Here is an 18,037-nt window from a genome sequence, read left to right as displayed (position 1 = left end):
TTTGCATCAGTTGACCGCGATAAACATTTAAGGTGTCGGCATGTTTGTTCCATTTCTCATTATGTTACGTGAAGGCCTTGAAGCGGCCCTGATTGTCAGCCTTATCGCCAGCTATCTGAAGCGCACCCAGCGTGGGCGCTGGATTGGCGTGATGTGGGTTGGCGTATTCCTTGCCGCGGCGCTCTGCCTGGGCTTAGGTATCCTCATCAATGAAACCACCGGCGAATTCCCGCAGAAAGAGCAGGAGCTGTTTGAAGGTATCGTCGCCGTGATTGCGGTGTTTATCCTGACGTGGATGGTCTTCTGGATGCGCAAAGTTTCCCGCAACGTGAAGGTGCAGCTTGAGCAGGCGGTGGATAACGCCCTGCAGAAGGGGAATCACCACGGCTGGGCGCTGATCATGATGGTCTTTTTCGCCGTGGCGCGCGAGGGTCTGGAATCGGTTTTCTTCCTGCTGGCGGCATTCCAGCAGGACGTGGGCATCTGGCCGCCGCTGGGCGCCATGCTCGGTCTGGCAACGGCGGTGGTGCTGGGCTTTCTGCTCTACTGGGGCGGCATTCGCCTCAACCTGGGCGCCTTCTTTAAGTGGACCAGCCTGTTCATTCTGCTGGTGGCCGCGGGGCTGGCGGCAGGGGCGATCCGCGCCTTCCACGAGGCGGGCCTGTGGAACCACTTCCAGGACGTAGCGTTCGATCTTAGCAACGTTCTCTCCACCCATTCACTGACCGGCACCCTGCTCGAAGGCATCTTCGGCTACCAGGAAACGCCGAGCGTCAGCGAAGTGGCGATGTACTTTATCTATCTGGTTCCGGCGCTGGTGCTGTTCGCGATGCCGCCGCGTACCGGCTCGCAGGCGTCGCGCGTTGCGCCGTAATTATTGTTTTAGTTACAACATACTTTTTAAGGGAAGAGTCATGGCAATTCAGTTTCGTCGTAGTGCATTGTGCGCAGGCATTGCCGCGCTGTTCGCTTCTGCATTCGCTGCGCAGGCTGCGGATATTCCGCAGGTAAAAGTCACCGTTAACGATAAGCAGTGCGAGCCGATGACCATCACGGTTAACAGCGGTAAAACCCAGTTTATCATTCAGAACCACAGCCAGAAGGCGCTGGAGTGGGAGATCCTCAAAGGCGTGATGGTGGTGGAAGAGCGCGAGAACATCGCGCCGGGCTTCAGCCAGAAGATGACCGCCAACCTGCAGCCGGGTGAATACGACATGACCTGCGGCCTGCTGACCAACCCTAAAGGCAAGCTGATCGTCAAAGGTGCAGCGACGGCGGACGCGGCCAAAGGCACGGCCCTGCTGAGCCTGGGTGACGCTATCACCGCCTATAAAGCCTACGTCACCAAAGAGACGGCGGACCTGGTCACGGGTACCAAAGCCTTCACCGACGCCGTGAAAGCGGGCGATATCGAAAAAGCGAAATCCCTGTACGCGCCAACCCGTCAGCACTACGAGCGCATCGAGCCGATTGCCGAGCTGTTCTCTGACCTCGACGGCAGCATTGATGCCCGCGAAGATGACTACGAGCAGAAGGCCGCCGATCCGAAATTCACCGGCTTCCACCGTCTGGAAAAAGCCCTGTTTGGCGATAACTCCACCAAAGGAATGGAGAAATACGCCGGGCAGCTGAACACCGACGTGCTGGAGCTGCAAAAGCGCATCAGCGAGCTGGCCTTCCCGCCGTCGAAGGTGGTGGGCGGCGCGGCCGGTCTGATTGAAGAAGTGGCTGCGAGCAAAATCAGCGGTGAAGAAGATCGCTACAGCCATACCGACCTGTGGGACTTCCAGGCCAACGTCGACGGTGCGCAGAAGATTGTCGAGCTGCTGCGTCCTCAGCTTCAGAAAGAGAACGGCGAACTGCTGGCGAAAGTGGATGCCAACTTCAAAAAGGTCGATACCATCCTGGCGAAGTACCGTACCAAAGACGGGTTCGAAACCTACGACAAGCTGACCGACGCCGACCGTAACGCGCTGAAAGGCCCGATTACGACGCTGGCGGAAGATCTCTCCCTGCTGCGCGGCGTACTGGGTCTGGACTAAGCACGATGAACAAGCACGAAGAATTCGACGTGGCGGAACCTTCCCGACGTCGTTTGTTAAAAGGGGTAGGGGCGCTGGGCGGCGCGTTTGCCCTGGCGGGAGGTTGCCCGGTGGCGCATGCGGCGAAACCGCAGAGCGCGCCCGGTACGCTCTCGCCGGATGCCCGCATGGAGACCCAGCCGTTTTATGGCGCGCACCAGGCGGGTATTCTCACGCCGCAGCAGGCTTCCATGATGCTGGTGGCCTTTGATTTGCTGGCCAGCGATAAGGCGGATCTGGAGCGTCTGTTCCGCCTGCTGACGGCGCGCATCGCGTTTCTTACCGCGGGCGGGCCGGCACCGGATACGCCGAACCCGCGCCTGCCGCCGATGGATTCCGGTATCCTCGGGGCGTTTATCGCGCCGGATAACCTGACCATTACCGTGTCGGTAGGGGAGTCGCTGTTTGACGGCCGCTACGGCCTGGCAAAACAGAAGCCGAACGCGCTGCAGAAGATGACGCGCTTCCCGAATGACTCCCTCGACGCGGCGCTGTGTCACGGCGATCTGCTCCTGCAGATTTGTGCCAATACCCAGGACACAGTGATCCACGCCCTGCGCGATATCATCAAGCACACGCCGGATCTGCTGAGCGTGCGCTGGAAGCGGGAAGGGTTTATCTCTGACCACGCCGCCCGCAGCAAAGGCAAAGAGACGCCGGTTAACCTGCTGGGCTTTAAGGACGGCACGGCCAACCCGGACAGCAGCGATGCGGCGCTGATGAAAGATGTGGTGTGGGTGACGGCAGATCAGGGGGAACCCGCATGGGCTGTGGGCGGCAGCTACCAGGCTGTGCGCATTATTCAGTTCCACGTGGAGTTCTGGGACCGCACGCCGTTGAAAGAGCAGCAGACGATTTTTGGCCGCGACAAGCAGAGCGGGGCGCCGCTGGGCATGAAGCACGAGCATGATGTGCCGGACTACGCGAACGACCCGGATGGCGACGTTATCGCGCTCGACAGCCATATTCGCCTTGCCAACCCGCGCACCAAAGAGACGCAGTCCAGCCTGATGATGCGCCGTGGCTACAGCTATTCGCTGGGCGTGACTAATTCCGGCCAGCTTGATATGGGGCTGCTGTTCGTCTGCTATCAGCACGATCTGGAGAAAGGCTTCCTGACCGTGCAGAAGCGGTTAAACGGCGAAGCGCTGGAAGAGTACATTAAGCCCATCGGCGGCGGCTATTTCTTTGCCCTGCCCGGCGCGCGCGATGCTGGCGCGTATCTCGCACAAGGTCTGATGGAAGCCTGATAATCGTCCCTGCGATAGTTCGCGGGGACATTATTTTTTCATATGACTATCTTATTGTTATATTTCTGTAATATTCATATATAAGACTGATTCCGCTGCAGGAACAGTCTTAAAAGTTGCATTCAGGTAAAATAAATGTTGCATTTATGATAACTCCTGATGTACTTAAGATAAGACAGCGGTAGTTCCCGGCAGTGATGCTGAATCACTATGGAGATCGCGAATGGTTGCGTCCTGTACTGGACAAGGTAAACATAACAACCGCAGCACCCGGCGCGGAGGCTCAGACTCCGGCAGCGATTTCCTCACCACTAAATTCTCCCCCACACCTCAAGAATCTGATTCGACCGACGTGCAGACCGGTGCGCGTAGCCGTTCTGTATCGTCATCTGATAAAGCAAGCAATGGCTTACAAGGAAGCCAACCCTCTGATGTTCGTGCGCATAATCGTGCCGAAGCTGGCGCGTGTGATGAATACCAACAACTCAAGGTGCTATCCATGGGAAGACAAAAAGCAGTGATCAAAGCTCGTCGCGAAGCAAAACGTGTGCTGAGACGGGACTCACGTAGCCATAAACAGCGTGAAGAAGAATCGGTCACCTCGCTTGTGCAGATGAGTGGCGTAGAAGCAATTGGCATGGCCAGAGACAGCCGTGATAATTCTCCAATTGTGGCGCGCAATGAGGCTCAGGCGCACTACCTGAATGCTATCGAGAGTAAACAGCTCATCTTTGCAACCGGTGAAGCCGGATGCGGGAAAACCTGGATCAGTGCAGCCAAAGCAGCGGAAGCGCTGATCCATAAGGACGTGGAGCGCATTATTGTTACCCGTCCTGTACTGCAAGCTGATGAAGATCTCGGCTTCCTGCCCGGCGATATTTCGGAGAAGTTTGCTCCGTACTTCAGGCCCGTCTATGACGTGCTGGTGAAGCGACTGGGTGCATCCTTTATGCAGTACTGCCTGCGACCAGAGATTGGCAAGGTGGAAATCGCGCCGTTCGCCTATATGCGCGGACGTACATTTGAAAATGCGGTCGTTATTCTCGACGAGGCTCAGAACGTGACCGCTGCGCAAATGAAGATGTTTTTAACGCGCCTCGGGGAGAACGTGACGGTTATCGTTAACGGCGATATTACCCAGTGTGACCTGCCGTCGGGCGTGAAGTCCGGCCTCAGCGACGCCATGTCACGTTTTGAAGAAGATGAGATGATTGGGGTGGTTCGTTTCACCAAAGAGGACTGCGTGCGTTCGGCGCTGTGTCAACGGACGCTGCAAGCGTATTACTGAGTGTGCTGTTGCGTTCAAGGCCCGGGAAACCGGGCTTTGTTTTATGTGCATTTTATTCCCTCTCCCCTGGGGAGAGGGTTAGGGTGAGGGTCTCAGGCCGCACCTAGCTGAATATAGCACCGGGGGGGATTGACTCGCTTCGCTCGCCCTGCGGGCAGCCTGTTCGCTTTGCTCACAGTCTGTCCAACTGGCTGCGCCAGTTGTCGAACCCCGGTCGGGGGTTCTCATCCCCCCACAGGCGTGCAATATGCGAAAAAAAAGCCCGCATTTTCATGCGAGCTCTTCTTAAAATATGGCGGTGAGGGGGGGATTCGAACCCCCGATACGTTGCCGTATACACACTTTCCAGGCGTGCTCCTTCAGCCACTCGGACACCTCACCATATTGTTTTGCTGCCTGACCGCTTGGGGGGCAACGGGGCGCTACTATAGGGAGTTGCGCGAAAGCGGTCAAGCAGATTTTCTGCATTCGTGCTTGTTCGGTTAAGCCTTAATCAGCTTATGTCGTACAGCGCAGGATTAACGCTGCGAATCGAGCACTTCGCTGTTTTTCACCACCTCCTGCGCTTTGCCGTAGCTTTCGATCAGCAGCTGGTAGGCCGGGAAGATGTGGGTGTATACCTCAGCCCATTCAGCCGCATCTTTACGGTTCCAGGTTCGCTGGATCTCAGAGGCCACAGCGGCGGTATCCATCGGCACCACGCCTGCCTGGACCACGCGGGCCAGGGTGATCTCCTGCGCCATTTTGCTGTAGGTGCCGGAGGCATCAATCACTGCAAACACTTTATATCCGTCCGCTACCGCGCTGATGGACGGGAAGGCCATGCAGACGCTGGTGATCGTACCTGCAATAATTAACGTCTTGCGACCGGTAGCTTTTACCGCCGCCACGAATTCCGGGTTATCCCAGGCGTTGATCTCACCTTTGCGGGCCACATACTGCGCATGCGGCGCGTTGGCGTGGATCTCCGGGATAAGCGGGCCGTTCGGTCCCTGTGGAACGGAGGCGGTGGTGATCACCGGGATCTTCGCCAGCGTGGCGATCTTTGCCAGCGCCGCCGCACGGGCGCGCAGCTCCGGCATGGGCATGTCGCCGACGGTCTGGAACAGGCCGCTCTGGTGGTCGATAAGCAGCATGACGGCATCATTTACGTCAATGACGGGACGTTCACCGTTGAAGTTTGCAGGGGTAGACATATTGCGCTCCTTAATTACGTTCAGATCTGGCCAAAGCGGCCGGAGTTGAAATCACGAATGGCTTCCGCGATCTCGGTTTTACTGTTCATCACAAACGGGCCGTAGCCCACAATCGGTTCATTCAGCGGCTCACCGGCCATCAGCAGCAATTTCGCGTCGCTGTTCGCTTCCAGATGCAGCTTTTCACCGCTCTGACTTAGCACAACCAGCTGCGCTTCACCCGCTGGCGTGGTGCCGTTCACCGTTACGCTGCCCTCAAGTACCACCAGCGCCGTGCTCCAGCCTTCGGGCTGGTTGAGCGTCAGATGGCTGCCCTGGTTAAGCGCGATGTCCCAGACGTTCAGCGGTGAGAAGGTATGGGCCGGGCCCGTCACGTCCTCAAGGCGACCGGCGATGACCCGCAGCGTGCCGCTGTTATCCGGCAGCGTGACCACCGGGATATCCGCTTTGGTGATGCTCTGGTAGCCGGGCGTCGCCATTTTGTCTTTGGCGGGCAGGTTGACCCACAGCTGCATCATTTTTAGTTCACCGCCTTTCTGCGCGAAGGCGCTGGAGTGGAACTCCTCGTGCAGGATGCCTGCGCCCGCCGTCATCCACTGCACGTCGCCGGGGCCAATAACGCCGCCTCTGCCGGTGGAGTCGCGATGCTCCACTTCGCCGGCGTAAACGATGGTCACCGTTTCAAAGCCGCGATGAGGATGCTCGCCCACGCCGCGTTTCGCGCCGTCCGCCGGGAAGGTGTACGGTCCGGCATAGTCCAGCAGCAGAAACGGGCTCAGCGGCTCGCCGTGCGTCTGGTAAGAAAACATTGAACGAACCGGGAAACCGTCACCGACCCAGTGCGGACGAGGTGCGGTATAAACGCCTGTTACGTTTTTCATGATGTACTCCTGATGTTCTGTTGATGTAATTAGCTTATATTCAGGGTTAATATCCCGGTAGATAGTGAAAATGACATTCACTGTTCTGAATATGGAACGATGAGGGCGTATGCAGGATCTCAATGATTTCGCGTGGTTTGTGAAGGTGGTGGACCATGGTGGATTTGCGGCGGCGGGTCGGGCGCTCGATCAGCCCAAGTCAAAACTGAGCCGCCGGATTGCCCAGCTGGAAGAGCGCCTTGGCGTGCGGTTGATCCAGCGCACCACCCGGCAGTTTACGGTGACGGAAGTGGGGCAGACGTTCTATCAGCACTGTAAAGCCATGCTGGTAGAGGCCGAAGCTGCGGAAGAGGCGGTGGCGGCGTTGCAGGCCGAGCCACGCGGCGTGGTCAGGATCACCTGTCCGGTCACCTTGCTGCACGTGCATGTGGGTCCCATGCTGGCACGGTTTATGGCGCGCTATCCGGGGATCAATCTTCAGCTTGAGGCCACCAACCGACGGGTCGATCTGGTGGGCGAGGGTATTGACGTGGCGATCCGCGTTCGTCCACGTCCGTTTGATGACAGCGACCTGGTGTTAAGAGTGCTGGCAGACAGGGGACACTGCCTGGTGGCGAGCCCTGCGCTGATTGAGCGGATGGGTCACCCTGCCGTGCCCTCTGAGCTGAGCGAGTGGCCGGGTTTGAGCATGGGGGTGGGAAAGCAGCTGCACAGATGGGAGCTGAGCGGGCCGGAGGGAGCGAAAGCCGCGATTCATTACACGCCGCGCTTTATTACCACCGACATGCTGGCGCTGCGTGAAGCGGCGATGGCGGGGGTGGGCGTGGTGCAGCTGCCGATTTTGATAGTCAAGGATCAGCTGGCATCCGGGGAACTGGTAAGGGTGCTGGACGCATGGGAACCCCGACGGGAAGTGATTCACGCTGTTTATCCTTCCAGGCGAGGTTTGCTGCCGTCCGTCAGAACGCTGGTGGATTTTCTTACTGAAGAGTATGCGCGGATGGTGGAGGAGTAACGATCCCCTCGCCGCTTTGGGGAGAGAGTTAGGGTGAGGCGCTCAGGCTGCACCGAGCTGAATATAGCACCGGGGGGGATTGACTCGCTTCGCTCGCCCTGCGGGCAGCCTGTTCACTTCGCTCTCAGTCTGTCCAACTGGCTGCGCCAGTTGTCGAACCCCGGTCGGGGGTTCTCATCCCCCCCTTACGGAGAATATAAAAGAAAAAAGCCCGTACTTTCGTACGAGCTCTCATCTTGAATATGGCGGTGAGGGGGGGATTCGAACCCCCGATACGTTGCCGTATACACACTTTCCAGGCGTGCTCCTTCAGCCACTCGGACACCTCACCATATTGTCATCCCGTTGTTGCTGGGACGGGCGCTAATGTAAGGAAAAGCCGAACTGCCGTCAACCCACTTTTTCAGTAATTTAGCGCGTTTAGACAAACTTCAGGCAACATGATTCTTAAATGTGCTGAAAGCGTCTTTTTTATCAACAACACGATCACGCAATAAATTTGCTATGCTGACCGTCCAGTTAAAAAGCAAAATAAATCAGCGCAATAAAAGGCAGGATTGACTATGGATATACTCTTCTATCACCCCACTTTTGATACGGCTTACTGGATTAAGGCACTTTCTGCGGCACTGCCGGGCGCTCGCGTTCGTGAGTGGAAGCGGGGCGATAACGAACATGCTGACTACGCGCTGGTCTGGCATCCGCCGGTAGAAATGCTCCAGGGCCGTAAGCTAAAGGCCGTGTTCGCGCTCGGAGCCGGCGTGGATTCCATTCTGAGCAAGCTGAAAGCACACCCTGAAATGTTGCCGGAAGATATTCCTCTGTTCCGCCTGGAAGATACCGGTATGGGCCAGCAAATGCAGGAATATGCCGTCAGCCAGGTGCTGCACTGGTTCCGCCGCTTTGATGACTATCAGGCGCTTAAGCAGCAATCCCGCTGGGAGCCGCTGCCTGAATATCCGCGCGAAGCGTTTACCGTTGGTATCCTCGGCGCAGGCGTGCTGGGTTCGAAAGTGGCTGAAGCGCTCGCGCCGTGGGGCTTCCCGCTGCGCTGCTGGAGCCGCAGCCGTAAAGACTATCCGGGCGTTGAGAGCTTTGCCGGAACGGATGAGCTTCCGGCCTTCCTGAACGGCACGCGTGTGCTGATTAACCTGCTGCCCAATACGGCGGAAACGGTGGGGATTATCAATGAAGGCCTGCTCAACCAACTGGACGACCAGAGCTACCTGATGAACCTGGCGCGCGGCGTGCATCTGGTCGAGCCGGATCTGCTGAAGGCGCTGGATAGCGGGAAGCTTAAAGGCGCCATGCTGGATGTCTACAGCCGTGAGCCGCTGCCGGAGGAAAGCACGCTGTGGCGACACCCGCGCGTGGCAATGACTCCGCACGTTGCCGCCGTGACGCGACCTGCCGAGGCGGTGGCCTATATCTCGCACACGATCGGTGAAATAGAGAAGGGTAACCCGGTCACCGGACAGGTCGACCGACAGCGCGGCTACTGAGAGAAACCCGGCGTTCGCCGGGTTTTTGCTAATATTCGCCGCTGATAACTGCTATCCTTTGGAAAAAACGCAGAGGAGAGAAAGATGTATCCCGTTGACCTGCATATGCACACCGTCGCCAGCACCCACGCGTATAGCAACCTCCATGATTATATTGCCCAGGCGAAGCTTAAGGGCATCAAGCTGTTCGCGATAACCGATCACGGCCCGGATATGGCGGATGCGCCGCACTACTGGCATTTTGTGAATATGCGTATCTGGCCACGTCTGGTGGACGGGATTGGGATACTGCGCGGCATTGAGGCGAACATCAAAAACACCGACGGTGAAATTGACTGTACCGGCCCGATGCTGACCTCCTTAGATCTGATCCTTGCCGGCTTCCATGAGCCGGTTTTCCCGCCGCAGGATAAAGAGACCAATACCGCGGCGATGATTGCCACTATTGCCAGCGGCAATGTGCACATCATCAGCCATCCGGGCAATCCGAAATACCCGATTGATATTCAGGCCGTGGCGCAGGCCGCGGCGAAACACCGCGTGGCGCTGGAGATTAATAACTCCTCGTTCGTGCACTCGCGTAAAGGCAGTGAAGCCAACTGTCGCGAAGTGGCTGCCGCCGTGCGTGATGCGGGTGGCATGGTGGCGCTGGGCTCTGATTCGCACACGGCCTTCACGCTGGGGGATTTTAGCGAGTGCCTGAAAATATTGCAGGATGTGGATTTCCCGGAAGAACGCATCCTGAACGTCACGCCGCGTCGTATGCTTGATTTCCTCGAGTCGCGCGGCATGGCGCCGATTGATGAATTTGCCGATCTTTAATTGAATAACGGAATAAAACAATGAATGAATTTTCCATCCTTTGCCGCGTGCTGGGCTCCCTGTATTACCGCCAGCCGCAGGACCCGCTGCTGGTGCCGCTGTTTACGCTGATTCGCGAAGGTAAACTGGCGCAGAACTGGCCGCTGGAACAGGATGAGTTGCTGGAGCGCCTGCAGAAAAGCTGCGATATGCAGCAGATCTCAACGGACTACAATGCTCTGTTCGTGGGCGAAGAGTGCCGCGTGTCGCCGTATCGTTCCGCCTGGCAGGAAGGCGCGACCGAAGCGGAAGTGCGGGCATTCCTTTCAGAACGCGGGATGCCGCTGAGCGATACCCCAGCCGATCATATCGGTACGCTGCTGCTGGCCGCGTCCTGGATCGAAGACAACGCTGGCGACGATGAAAATGAAGCCATCGGGATCCTCTTCGAAACGTATCTGCTGCCGTGGGTGGGGACCTTCCTGGGTAAAGTGGAAGCCCATGCCACCTCTCCGTTCTGGCGAACGCTGGCCCCGCTGACGCGTGACGCCATCGCAGCAATGTGGGACGAGCTGGAAGAAGAGAGCGAGGAGTGATGTAAATCACAAAAATCCTGCAACGATACATTTCAACTTGCACGTAATGTGCTTCTGATCTCATTTCTATGGCGCGCTTCTGCTAAGATGCGCGCCATGAACATATTACTTTGTATTGCAATCACGACGGGTATCCTCTCCGGTATTTGGGGATGGGTAGCGGTGTCTCTCGGTCTGTTAAGCTGGGCTGGCTTCCTGGGTTGCACGGCCTATTTCGCCTGTCCTCAGGGCGGGCTGAAAGGGCTCTTTATCTCAGGCTGCACGCTGATGAGCGGCGTTATCTGGGCGCTGGTCATCATGAAAGGCAGCGCGCTGGCGCCGCATCTGGAGATGCTGGGGTACGTCATGACGGGTGTCGTCGCCTTCCTGATGTGTATCCAGGCGAAGCATCTGCTGCTGTCGTTTGTGCCGGGAACCTTTATGGGGGCCTGCGCAACCTTTGCCGGGCAGGGGGACTGGAAGCTGGTGGTTCCTTCCCTGGCGCTGGGGCTGCTGTTTGGCTACGCCATGAAGAACAGCGGTCTTTGGCTGGCGGCGCGACGGGAAAAAACGCAAAACATCACCGCGGTGAGTGAATAAAAAAAAGGCGAGATAATCATCTCGCCTTTTTTTATGCGCTGCCCGTCAGGATTCCGGAGGCACCGACATATCACGGTATTTCACCAGGATCGGGTTCTGCACCTCCGCTTTGTTTTGCAGATCCCACAGCCCGCGATCGATACCATCGTTGATTAAGAAGATCACACCGGTTTCAATGGCTGACATCAGACACATCATGACCGGTTCGTTAGAGGTGTAGCCAATTTCTCCCTCCAGCAGGCGCTGGTAATCAATAAAGCGGAATACCCCAGCCTGAACTTCATAAGACAATATCGTTTTGCTGGTGTTGACCGAAGAGAGCACTTCACCGGTACTGACGTTCACGACGCGCAGGTTAACCGCAATTTGGTCGAGCTGGTACTGGGTATCTGCGCCGATACCGAAGTAGCGCGCGCCCACGCCACCCGATTTCACGTTGCTCTCGTAACCGATAATCGACCCTTCAATCATCACGTTTGCAGCGGCCAGAGACTGCAGAGGCATCCGGTTATTGTCCGCAACGGTGCCATTCTCCTGCGCGGCACGAATGATTTTTCGTTCATTTAACAGGTTCTGAAGCCCCTGGCGTTCCAGCGGAATAAACCAGTGCGAATCTTTAAGTGCAGTCACCAGCATGGCGGTGGCGCTTTGCGGCACCGCGGTGGAGAAGTTACTTGCCGGATAGGGCTTAAATTGTCCTGTTTCATCCTGAATATTGTATACCGAGACAAATATCTTGCCCGTAGGTGAAGGCAAATGGGTTAAATCACGGTAACTCTGGGCCCGCGGCATTAATGTGGGTTTTGCAGCTTCTTTAGGCGGAGCAGTTAAACAACCGCTCAATAAGCACACTGCAACAAATATCAGGAAGCGCTGCATGGTCGTTGTCCTTATTTAGCTATTGTTTAAAAGTCAGTTGAATTATTTTGCAGGCCGGAAACCTCTATGGTGGAAGTTTTTCCGGTTTTACGATCGGTCACATTCAACTGGAGCTGTCCGTCCCTGTTGGCGATGTCGACGATAAAGTCGTTGGTCATCATTCGGCCGGGTTTGCCGGTATTAATGTTGGTCAGCAATCCCCCTAAAATCTGCGACTGGATAGCCTGGGTGAAGTTATCCAGTGCGGAAGGGGTATCAACGGTAAAATCCTGAAAGCTCGGATCTTTATAGGAGTTTTGTGCCTGAGCTTGATTCAGCAGAAAGGCACCGTTGTTGGGGTTACCGCCAAAGTTAGGGTTACGGAACTGGAAGGTCATATTTCCGGCCCAGCTCAGGGGAGCAATAAGCATGATCGAAACAACTGCATATGCAATACGCATGACAGCCTCCGCATATCGGTTCGCTAGAACTCATCTTTTGCTAAATCGCTGGTGCTTAATAGGGCTTTATCTATTTGCAGGCGATTAATAGCGTCTTCAGTTTGAGCCAGTGCTAAGGCTACGTTTTTTTCGAAGTCTGTTTTCGAGGGGAATAAAAAAGTTTGATAAATAACGTCCTGATTGGCCGTTATGGTTATCCAGCTTCCCCATCGTGCACTGGGCCGCTCGTTGATTGTTAAATTACCCGTGTAGGGACTGTCCCATTTATCGCTGAAGGCCCGGTAAAAACTGTGCCCGATCGATGAGACAGTGTGGTCAGTTAACAATCCGGGAACTTCGACCTCAACGGCCTGCAGGTTCCCTGCAGCGAGCAGGAGACTCGCTGCGGCGATCCAACTCAACGTGCGCTTCATGTGATTAACGCCTGAGGTTATCGTTTGCCCATGAAACCGCCTGAGTTCGGTTTTTAACAGCTATCTTCTTGAAAAGATTATAAAGGTGCGTCTTTACCGTATTTTCGCTGATAAATAACGAACGGGCGATTTCAATATTTGAAGCACCAATGCGTAATTTGTTCAGGATCTCTTTCTCACGGTGGGTGAGCAGCGCTGATTCCGAACTGTTATAGCGGTAATTTCCGGAGTGCGTGATGAGGTAGCTGGCCAGCTTTTGCGAGAAATAGCATTCGCCGCGCAATATGCCTTGCAGACCATCTACCACCCGAACTTCTTCTTCAGTGACGTAGAACACGCCATTGATATGCGGCCAGCTTTCAATATCTCTGAAAGGATATTCATCAGGCGTATTCAATAATAACACGCGGATATTATTGTTTTTCCTGCTTAAGTTATCTTGCCAGTAATGGATAAGCTTTTTATCGGCTTCCATCATATCAAACAGAATGATGCTGCCAGGCGCAATATCATCAAAAGAACGTTGAATATTATGCAATTTCCCGTTCAGTGATAGAGATTGCTTTAAATGTTGTAATAAAGCTGTCGCTTGCAGAGAAGGTTTTGTGATCAACAGTAATGTATGACCATGTAAACTATGGACTTCATTATACATGATGAAACCCCACTTATTTTGGCACCTGACAGCCGCCCTCTCTGTAAAGAAGAGGGCGCCAGAAGTACTGACAGATGTTGCACTGCTGTGTGTAGAATCAGAACATAACCTCCACAGGGAGGTAAATATAAAACCAATTTCGTACATCTAATTTCAATCTAGCTTTTACGAATTTTAAAGCAAGTGTTAATCATGTAACAAGATGTAAAAATCAATATTAATTTGTGAAAATTGGAGATTTTTAATGTTGTTATTTGATATGAAAGTTGTACATGGAAATAGTTGTGCATAGATTTTAAAAATCATACAAATATAATTAACTGGTTAATATTTATAAGTATTTATTATTTTCTTTAGTTTGTACCCAGGTATGAGTAACTGATACTTTCTAAGTCATGCCGTTCTGGTTTTTCTGGCTTAAGAAAACTCGCCTTGTGTCACGCCCTGAAGAAAATGTCATCCTGGCGTTACGCTTAAACAACGCGGGAAGGGGCATGGACGGCTTTCTCGCCGTTGTACAACATGTCGCGCATAAATATTTCATAAAAAATAAAAACGGCCTGTGTCATGCCTTTTATGGTGCAAATTACAACTTTGTGGTGACCTGAAAAATAAAAATAAGCCGCGCGGGTGAGATATTTAAAATGTTTCAGCGGACATACTCTTCACCGTAACGACGCGTTAACAAAAACGAGTCGTTTAATACGAAATACGATCAGGGTGTTTTCAGGTAGCCGGGTCCAGGGTGACAACATGAAAAACACATCGTTATTTTTGATGTTTACATTACTGGGTGCGCCTGGATTTGTAACCGCCGCGAATTCAGATTTAGCAAACGCTGAATATAATTTTGCGGTTAATGAATTAAGTTATTCATCATTAAATCAGGCAGCCATTATTGGTCAACAGGGCGTATTTAATGACGCTCAGCTTCGCCAGGAAGGGTCGAAACTCTTGTCCGTCATTTCTCAGGATGGGGCAGGCAACAGAGCGAGAGTTGATCAATCAGGGACTTACAATATTGCCTGGATCGATCAGAGCGGTAACGGGAACGATGCAGGTATTACGCAGGATGGATATGGTAATAGTGCGAAAATTATCCAGAAAGGGTCGGGTAATAGAGCAAATATTACGCAGTACGGTACGCAGAAAACCGCAGTTGTAGTGCAGAAACAGTCGCAGATGGCAATTCGCGTTATTCAGCGCTAGCTATTTCGCGACGACGTTAATCAATCCGATGGGGGTTTACCATGAAATTTATCAAAGTGGCAGCACTTGCAGCAATCGTCGTTTCTGGTAGTGCTATGGCTGGTATGATTAATCAGGGCGGATGGGGTCATGGACACGGTCATGGCGGAAACAGTGGTCCAAATTCAACCCTGAATATTTATCAGAACGGTGGCGGTAACTCCGCGCTGGCGTTGCAGACAGATGCCAGAAATTCCGTTCTTAATATTAGCCAGACCGGTGGCGGTAACGGGGCTGATGTCGGTCAGGGTTCTGACGACAGCAAAATCAACCTGACCCAGAACGGCTTTGGCAACAGTGCGACACTCGATCAGTGGAACAGCAAAAAATCCGTTATGAATGTTAGCCAGTACGGCGGCCTTAACGGTGCGCTCGTAGACCAGACGGCGTCTAACTCCACCGTCAACGTTACCCAGATCGGCTTTGGTAACCACGCGACAGCGCATCAGTACTGATACTGAAATCTGTACTACAAAAAAACAGGGCCGATGCCCTGTTTTTTTTCGGGAGTTCCTCATGAATACCTTCATTCTCCTTGCCGCGCTTTCCGGGCAGATAACCTTTCAAACGTCACAGCAGGGAAATATGACGACCATTATTCCGCAGGTCATTTTGACGGAACCGTGTGATTGTCAGGTTCAGATCCTCTCTTTGAAGGAAGGGCAGAGTGGGCAAAGTGCTTCGCGACAGCAAAATACCCTTTTTATTCCCGCTAATCAGCCGATTGATTTAACGCGGTTGAGTTTAACTATTTCTGCGGAAGACACGATCAACATCGTTGTCACCGTCACGGATGGAAAAGCGCTTCATTTATCACAGCAGTGGTCGCCAGCCGGGGGTGCGCTGTAAATATTCATGAAATCAATGCATTGTGAATATTTGCCGTTGAACTAAGCTGTTATCAGGAACTGCGTTGTTAGGTTCCGTAACGTCAGCCTTCGTTTGCATAATGAAGCGCGTTTGCCCCTCATGGACGATTTTCATTGAGGAGTACATATCGTGACCCACTCGTTTGCACATCTTATTTCAGGTCTGGGCCTGCTTGTTTCGGCATTTATCGCTCCAGCTTATTCGGCCACGCTCGCGCAGGGCGGCGTTATTCACTTTCGCGGCGCAATCGTTGCTGACCCTTGCGAAGTTACCCAGCAGCAGCGGCAGCTGGCGGTGTCGTGTCCGGAAAAAAATCGTATGCAAACGCGTATGGTGAGTTACGGCGACGCGCTGAACGGCAAGGCGACGGCTTCCGGCCTGGCGACAGTGAATATGACGTACCTGAATCCTGAAAAAACGCTCGCGGTTGTTCAGATCCAGTACCGTTAATACCCGTGCGCGCCCGTCGGCGGGCGCGGTTTTATGCCTATCGTTTTTCTCAATAACCCCTCTGCGATACACTTATAAAAAAGGCGGGCAGCAGAGGGGCTTTATGAAACCGCAAATTGAAGTTATTCATGGCGATATTACGACAGTTCATGTCGACGTCATCGTCAATGCGGCCAATCCTTCCCTGATGGGGGGAGGAGGCGTAGACGGCGCTATTCACCGGGCTGCCGGACCGCAGTTACTGGAAGCCTGTAAAATGGTGCGTCAGCAACAGGGTGAATGCCCACCGGGCCATGCGGTGATTACGCTGGCGGGCAACCTTCCTGCCAAAGCGGTGATTCATGCTGTCGGGCCCGTGTGGCACGGCGGAGACCAGCATGAAGCGAGCCTTCTGGAGGAGGCATACCGAAACTGTCTGCGGCTTGCCGCCGACAACGGCTATAAAACGATGGCGTTCCCGGCCATCAGCACCGGCGTGTATGGATATCCTAAGGCGGCAGCGGCGACCATCGCCGTCGAAACGGTTTACCGCTATTTGTCGCTTAAACCGCTGCCAGAGAAGGTGATTTTTGTCTGCTTCGATGAAGACACCACGCATCTTTATCAGCGGCTTTTGACTCAGCGCAGACAAGAGCTGGAGAGCTGAAGCGAAGGCGGCGCACCGTGAGTGCGCCGCGCTGCTCAGGCGGCTTTCGGCTGAGGTTTTCCTGAAAACAGGAAGCGCAGAAGAGGGATCCGCAGATGGATCTCGTAGAGTACGACGGCAATCCCCACCACAAACACCAGCCCGGTAAAGAAGCCCAGCGTGTTGGATGCGATATGCGGCGTGATGTATGCCCCGAAGAACAGCGTCAACGGGTGGTGCACCAGATAGATAAACAGTGAGGCATTGACGAAGTAGGTCACGCGGCTGGACTTAAAGTTCAGCAAACGGTGGCCGAGCGCGAACACCACGTTCACCATCCATAAGCCCAACAGCATGGTGATCACGCTTTCCGTTTCATACATCCAGGCGTCGCCGCTCCCGTAGCGCTGGTTCAGCAGGTAGGCCGCAAACGCGATGGCCGCACCCACCGCGCACCACGGTGACGGGGTGGTAAACAGCGCTTTAAGCCTCGGATGAATAAAGGCCAGCGCGCCAATTAAAAAGAACGGAATGTAGAACAGCGACTGCATCACCACAAAATTGAACAGGCCGTCGCTCAGTATTGGTGGATAGACGATAAACAACGTGCGTCGCACCGCGGCATAGGCGATCCCCAGCAGTAAAAAGAGCACCGACAGTTTGCCCAGCGTGACGTTAGCGAAGAAAGAGTCTGCTGTCGTGCTGAGATGACGGCGCAGGCGGCTGAAAATCACCAGACTGACCGTGGTCAGCACCACCAGAACCAGCAGGAACCAGAGGTGAGACACCAGCTCCCAGACCAGCGTGTTGTACTTTTCATACAGCGAGAGATTCGGCCAGTTCTCCGCCTTGCCTTTAACGTATTGCAGCATAATGAACTGCGGCAGCGTCAGCAGCGGTATGGCGGTTAACATGGGAATACCTACGCGCTCTACGCGCACTTTCCACCAGCGCTTAAGCGGATAGCGTAAAAAAAGCATGTACGAGAAATAGCCGGAGATGACAAAAAACACCTGCATGCGGAAGGCGTGAATAAAGTCATTAAACAGCGTCAGCCACCAGGAGGGCATCTGGCTATTAACATGCCACGTGTGGCTGGAGTAAATCAGTGAAATATGAAAGGGGATCCCCAATAGCATCAGCCATGCCCGGATCGAGTCGAGGAAATATTCCCGTTGTATCGGTGTTGTGCTCATATAACGTTGCGCATTCTCAGACTTTTCGCCTTATCCCTAAGGCTCATAATGGTTACATTCGACGCCAACCCT

The 18,037-nt window shown here is 54.2% G+C and carries 21 protein-coding genes and 2 tRNA genes; 14 read left to right on the top strand and 9 right to left on the bottom strand.

From position 1 onward, the window contains the following. The first annotated feature begins 40 nt into the window (after positions 1–40). The 4 genes from efeU to phoH all read left to right on the top strand — a co-directional run bounded on the left by efeU (position 41) and on the right by phoH (position 4,619). On the top strand, positions 41–874 hold the full coding sequence (gene efeU, locus ACTJI7_RS04025; RefSeq protein WP_028012665.1) for an iron uptake transporter permease EfeU: 834 nt from the start codon (positions 41–43) through the stop codon (positions 872–874). Positions 875–914: 40 nt separating this feature from the next. Further along, a complete protein-coding gene (gene efeO, locus ACTJI7_RS04020; RefSeq protein ID WP_028012666.1) occupies positions 915–2,042 on the top strand; it encodes an iron uptake system protein EfeO in 1,128 nt (375 codons plus the stop codon). Between the two features lie 5 nt (positions 2,043–2,047). Further along, entirely contained in the window at positions 2,048–3,331 is a 1,284-nt protein-coding gene (gene efeB, locus ACTJI7_RS04015; protein ID WP_048960510.1) for an iron uptake transporter deferrochelatase/peroxidase subunit, read from the top strand. A gap of 499 nt (positions 3,332–3,830) precedes the next feature. Next, a complete protein-coding gene (gene phoH, locus ACTJI7_RS04010) occupies positions 3,831–4,619 on the top strand; it encodes a phosphate starvation-inducible protein PhoH (RefSeq protein WP_024908976.1) in 789 nt (262 codons plus the stop codon). Between the two features lie 293 nt (positions 4,620–4,912). Here the strand turns inward: phoH and ACTJI7_RS04005 are convergent. The 3 genes from ACTJI7_RS04005 to ACTJI7_RS03995 all read right to left on the bottom strand — a co-directional run bounded on the left by ACTJI7_RS04005 (position 4,913) and on the right by ACTJI7_RS03995 (position 6,696). Next, a tRNA-Ser gene (locus tag ACTJI7_RS04005) sits at positions 4,913–5,000 on the bottom strand. A 137-nt stretch (positions 5,001–5,137) separates the two neighbouring features. Next, positions 5,138–5,815: an isochorismatase family protein gene (locus ACTJI7_RS04000; protein WP_063153818.1), complete on the bottom strand. Its 678-nt coding sequence runs from the start codon at positions 5,813–5,815 to the stop codon at positions 5,138–5,140. 20 nt (positions 5,816–5,835) lie between these two features. Further along, on the bottom strand, positions 5,836–6,696 hold the full coding sequence (locus tag ACTJI7_RS03995; RefSeq protein WP_045261663.1) for a pirin family protein: 861 nt from the start codon (positions 6,694–6,696) through the stop codon (positions 5,836–5,838). Positions 6,697–6,805: 109 nt separating this feature from the next. Here ACTJI7_RS03995 and ACTJI7_RS03990 point away from each other — a divergent pair, with 109 nt between their 5' ends. Beyond that, positions 6,806–7,711 carry a LysR family transcriptional regulator gene (locus ACTJI7_RS03990; protein ID WP_440669730.1) on the top strand — a complete coding sequence of 302 codons (906 nt, stop codon included), beginning with the start codon at positions 6,806–6,808 and terminating at the stop codon, positions 7,709–7,711. Between the two features lie 243 nt (positions 7,712–7,954). Here ACTJI7_RS03990 and ACTJI7_RS03985 read toward each other — a convergent pair. After that, a tRNA-Ser gene (locus tag ACTJI7_RS03985) sits at positions 7,955–8,042 on the bottom strand. A 232-nt stretch (positions 8,043–8,274) separates the two neighbouring features. On the opposite strand from ACTJI7_RS03985, the gene ghrA reads away from it, so the two are divergent. The 4 genes from ghrA to ACTJI7_RS03965 all read left to right on the top strand — a co-directional run bounded on the left by ghrA (position 8,275) and on the right by ACTJI7_RS03965 (position 11,189). Further along, entirely contained in the window at positions 8,275–9,213 is a 939-nt protein-coding gene (ghrA, locus tag ACTJI7_RS03980; protein WP_440669728.1) for a glyoxylate/hydroxypyruvate reductase GhrA, read from the top strand. An 84-nt stretch (positions 9,214–9,297) separates the two neighbouring features. Next, positions 9,298–10,035 (top strand): phosphatase, encoded by a 738-nt coding sequence (locus tag ACTJI7_RS03975; protein ID WP_028012671.1) that lies wholly within the window; start codon positions 9,298–9,300, stop codon positions 10,033–10,035. Between the two features lie 20 nt (positions 10,036–10,055). Then, positions 10,056–10,610 carry a TorD/DmsD family molecular chaperone gene (locus ACTJI7_RS03970; protein WP_028012672.1) on the top strand — a complete coding sequence of 185 codons (555 nt, stop codon included), beginning with the start codon at positions 10,056–10,058 and terminating at the stop codon, positions 10,608–10,610. Positions 10,611–10,706: 96 nt separating this feature from the next. Further along, positions 10,707–11,189 carry a DUF1097 domain-containing protein gene (locus ACTJI7_RS03965; RefSeq protein ID WP_072201771.1) on the top strand — a complete coding sequence of 161 codons (483 nt, stop codon included), beginning with the start codon at positions 10,707–10,709 and terminating at the stop codon, positions 11,187–11,189. Positions 11,190–11,234: 45 nt separating this feature from the next. Here ACTJI7_RS03965 and csgG read toward each other — a convergent pair whose 3' ends face one another. From csgG to csgD, 4 genes are read right to left on the bottom strand one after another with little or no spacing between them, the layout of a single operon-like run. Continuing rightward, on the bottom strand, positions 11,235–12,068 hold the full coding sequence (gene csgG, locus ACTJI7_RS03960) for a curli production assembly/transport protein CsgG (RefSeq protein WP_047368272.1): 834 nt from the start codon (positions 12,066–12,068) through the stop codon (positions 11,235–11,237). A gap of 26 nt (positions 12,069–12,094) precedes the next feature. Next, on the bottom strand, positions 12,095–12,508 hold the full coding sequence (gene csgF / locus ACTJI7_RS03955; RefSeq protein WP_028012675.1) for a curli production assembly/transport protein CsgF: 414 nt from the start codon (positions 12,506–12,508) through the stop codon (positions 12,095–12,097). A 23-nt stretch (positions 12,509–12,531) separates the two neighbouring features. Further along, positions 12,532–12,921 carry a curli production assembly/transport protein CsgE gene (gene csgE / locus ACTJI7_RS03950; protein ID WP_028012676.1) on the bottom strand — a complete coding sequence of 130 codons (390 nt, stop codon included), beginning with the start codon at positions 12,919–12,921 and terminating at the stop codon, positions 12,532–12,534. 4 nt (positions 12,922–12,925) lie between these two features. Further along, the gene (csgD, locus tag ACTJI7_RS03945) at positions 12,926–13,576 is read right to left on the bottom strand and encodes a biofilm master transcriptional regulator CsgD (RefSeq protein WP_028012677.1); all 651 of its coding nucleotides are present in this window, start codon (positions 13,574–13,576) and stop codon (positions 12,926–12,928) included. Positions 13,577–14,329: 753 nt separating this feature from the next. Here csgD and csgB point away from each other — a divergent pair. The 5 genes from csgB to ymdB all read left to right on the top strand — a co-directional run bounded on the left by csgB (position 14,330) and on the right by ymdB (position 16,790). Continuing rightward, the gene (gene csgB, locus ACTJI7_RS03940; protein WP_028012679.1) at positions 14,330–14,785 is read left to right on the top strand and encodes a curli minor subunit CsgB; all 456 of its coding nucleotides are present in this window, start codon (positions 14,330–14,332) and stop codon (positions 14,783–14,785) included. Positions 14,786–14,826: 41 nt separating this feature from the next. Continuing rightward, on the top strand, positions 14,827–15,279 hold the full coding sequence (gene csgA, locus ACTJI7_RS03935; protein ID WP_047368274.1) for a curli major subunit CsgA: 453 nt from the start codon (positions 14,827–14,829) through the stop codon (positions 15,277–15,279). A 61-nt stretch (positions 15,280–15,340) separates the two neighbouring features. Beyond that, positions 15,341–15,673, top strand: coding sequence for a curli assembly chaperone CsgC (csgC, locus tag ACTJI7_RS03930; RefSeq protein WP_041910536.1), 333 nt, complete (start codon positions 15,341–15,343; stop codon positions 15,671–15,673). Positions 15,674–15,823: 150 nt separating this feature from the next. Continuing rightward, positions 15,824–16,144 carry a type 1 fimbrial protein gene (locus ACTJI7_RS03925; RefSeq protein ID WP_045261657.1) on the top strand — a complete coding sequence of 107 codons (321 nt, stop codon included), beginning with the start codon at positions 15,824–15,826 and terminating at the stop codon, positions 16,142–16,144. Between the two features lie 103 nt (positions 16,145–16,247). Beyond that, positions 16,248–16,790 carry an O-acetyl-ADP-ribose deacetylase gene (ymdB, locus tag ACTJI7_RS03920; protein ID WP_045630081.1) on the top strand — a complete coding sequence of 181 codons (543 nt, stop codon included), beginning with the start codon at positions 16,248–16,250 and terminating at the stop codon, positions 16,788–16,790. A 35-nt stretch (positions 16,791–16,825) separates the two neighbouring features. Here the strand turns inward: ymdB and mdoC are convergent, their stop codons facing one another. Continuing rightward, on the bottom strand, positions 16,826–17,965 hold the full coding sequence (mdoC, locus tag ACTJI7_RS03915) for a glucans biosynthesis protein MdoC (protein WP_041910534.1): 1,140 nt from the start codon (positions 17,963–17,965) through the stop codon (positions 16,826–16,828). Positions 17,966–18,037: the final 72 nt, after the last annotated feature.

Source organism: Enterobacter sp. 22499 (genome assembly GCF_052044815.1).
GTDB classification, from domain to species: domain Bacteria; phylum Pseudomonadota; class Gammaproteobacteria; order Enterobacterales; family Enterobacteriaceae; genus Enterobacter; species Enterobacter bugandensis.
Note: the sequence above shows the minus strand (reverse complement) of the source record. Positions and strands in the feature narration are given on the sequence as shown.

Excerpts from the sequence above, each read along its gene's own strand:
- efeU (WP_028012665.1), top strand. The coding sequence starts at position 41 with ATGTTTGTTCCATTTCTCATTATGTTACGTGAAGGCCTTGAAGCGGCC.
- efeO (WP_028012666.1), top strand. The coding sequence starts at position 915 with ATGGCAATTCAGTTTCGTCGTAGTGCATTGTGCGCAGGCATTGCCGCG.
- efeB (WP_048960510.1), top strand. The coding sequence starts at position 2,048 with ATGAACAAGCACGAAGAATTCGACGTGGCGGAACCTTCCCGACGTCGT.
- phoH (WP_024908976.1), top strand. The coding sequence starts at position 3,831 with ATGGGAAGACAAAAAGCAGTGATCAAAGCTCGTCGCGAAGCAAAACGT.
- ACTJI7_RS04000 (WP_063153818.1), bottom strand. The coding sequence starts at position 5,815 with ATGTCTACCCCTGCAAACTTCAACGGTGAACGTCCCGTCATTGACGTA.
- ACTJI7_RS03995 (WP_045261663.1), bottom strand. The coding sequence starts at position 6,696 with ATGAAAAACGTAACAGGCGTTTATACCGCACCTCGTCCGCACTGGGTC.
- ACTJI7_RS03990 (WP_440669730.1), top strand. The coding sequence starts at position 6,806 with ATGCAGGATCTCAATGATTTCGCGTGGTTTGTGAAGGTGGTGGACCAT.
- ghrA (WP_440669728.1), top strand. The coding sequence starts at position 8,275 with ATGGATATACTCTTCTATCACCCCACTTTTGATACGGCTTACTGGATT.
- ACTJI7_RS03975 (WP_028012671.1), top strand. The coding sequence starts at position 9,298 with ATGTATCCCGTTGACCTGCATATGCACACCGTCGCCAGCACCCACGCG.
- ACTJI7_RS03970 (WP_028012672.1), top strand. The coding sequence starts at position 10,056 with ATGAATGAATTTTCCATCCTTTGCCGCGTGCTGGGCTCCCTGTATTAC.
- ACTJI7_RS03965 (WP_072201771.1), top strand. The coding sequence starts at position 10,707 with ATGAACATATTACTTTGTATTGCAATCACGACGGGTATCCTCTCCGGT.
- csgG (WP_047368272.1), bottom strand. The coding sequence starts at position 12,068 with ATGCAGCGCTTCCTGATATTTGTTGCAGTGTGCTTATTGAGCGGTTGT.
- csgF (WP_028012675.1), bottom strand. The coding sequence starts at position 12,508 with ATGCGTATTGCATATGCAGTTGTTTCGATCATGCTTATTGCTCCCCTG.
- csgE (WP_028012676.1), bottom strand. The coding sequence starts at position 12,921 with ATGAAGCGCACGTTGAGTTGGATCGCCGCAGCGAGTCTCCTGCTCGCT.
- csgD (WP_028012677.1), bottom strand. The coding sequence starts at position 13,576 with ATGTATAATGAAGTCCATAGTTTACATGGTCATACATTACTGTTGATC.
- csgB (WP_028012679.1), top strand. The coding sequence starts at position 14,330 with ATGAAAAACACATCGTTATTTTTGATGTTTACATTACTGGGTGCGCCT.
- csgA (WP_047368274.1), top strand. The coding sequence starts at position 14,827 with ATGAAATTTATCAAAGTGGCAGCACTTGCAGCAATCGTCGTTTCTGGT.
- csgC (WP_041910536.1), top strand. The coding sequence starts at position 15,341 with ATGAATACCTTCATTCTCCTTGCCGCGCTTTCCGGGCAGATAACCTTT.
- ymdB (WP_045630081.1), top strand. The coding sequence starts at position 16,248 with ATGAAACCGCAAATTGAAGTTATTCATGGCGATATTACGACAGTTCAT.
- mdoC (WP_041910534.1), bottom strand. The coding sequence starts at position 17,965 with ATGAGCACAACACCGATACAACGGGAATATTTCCTCGACTCGATCCGG.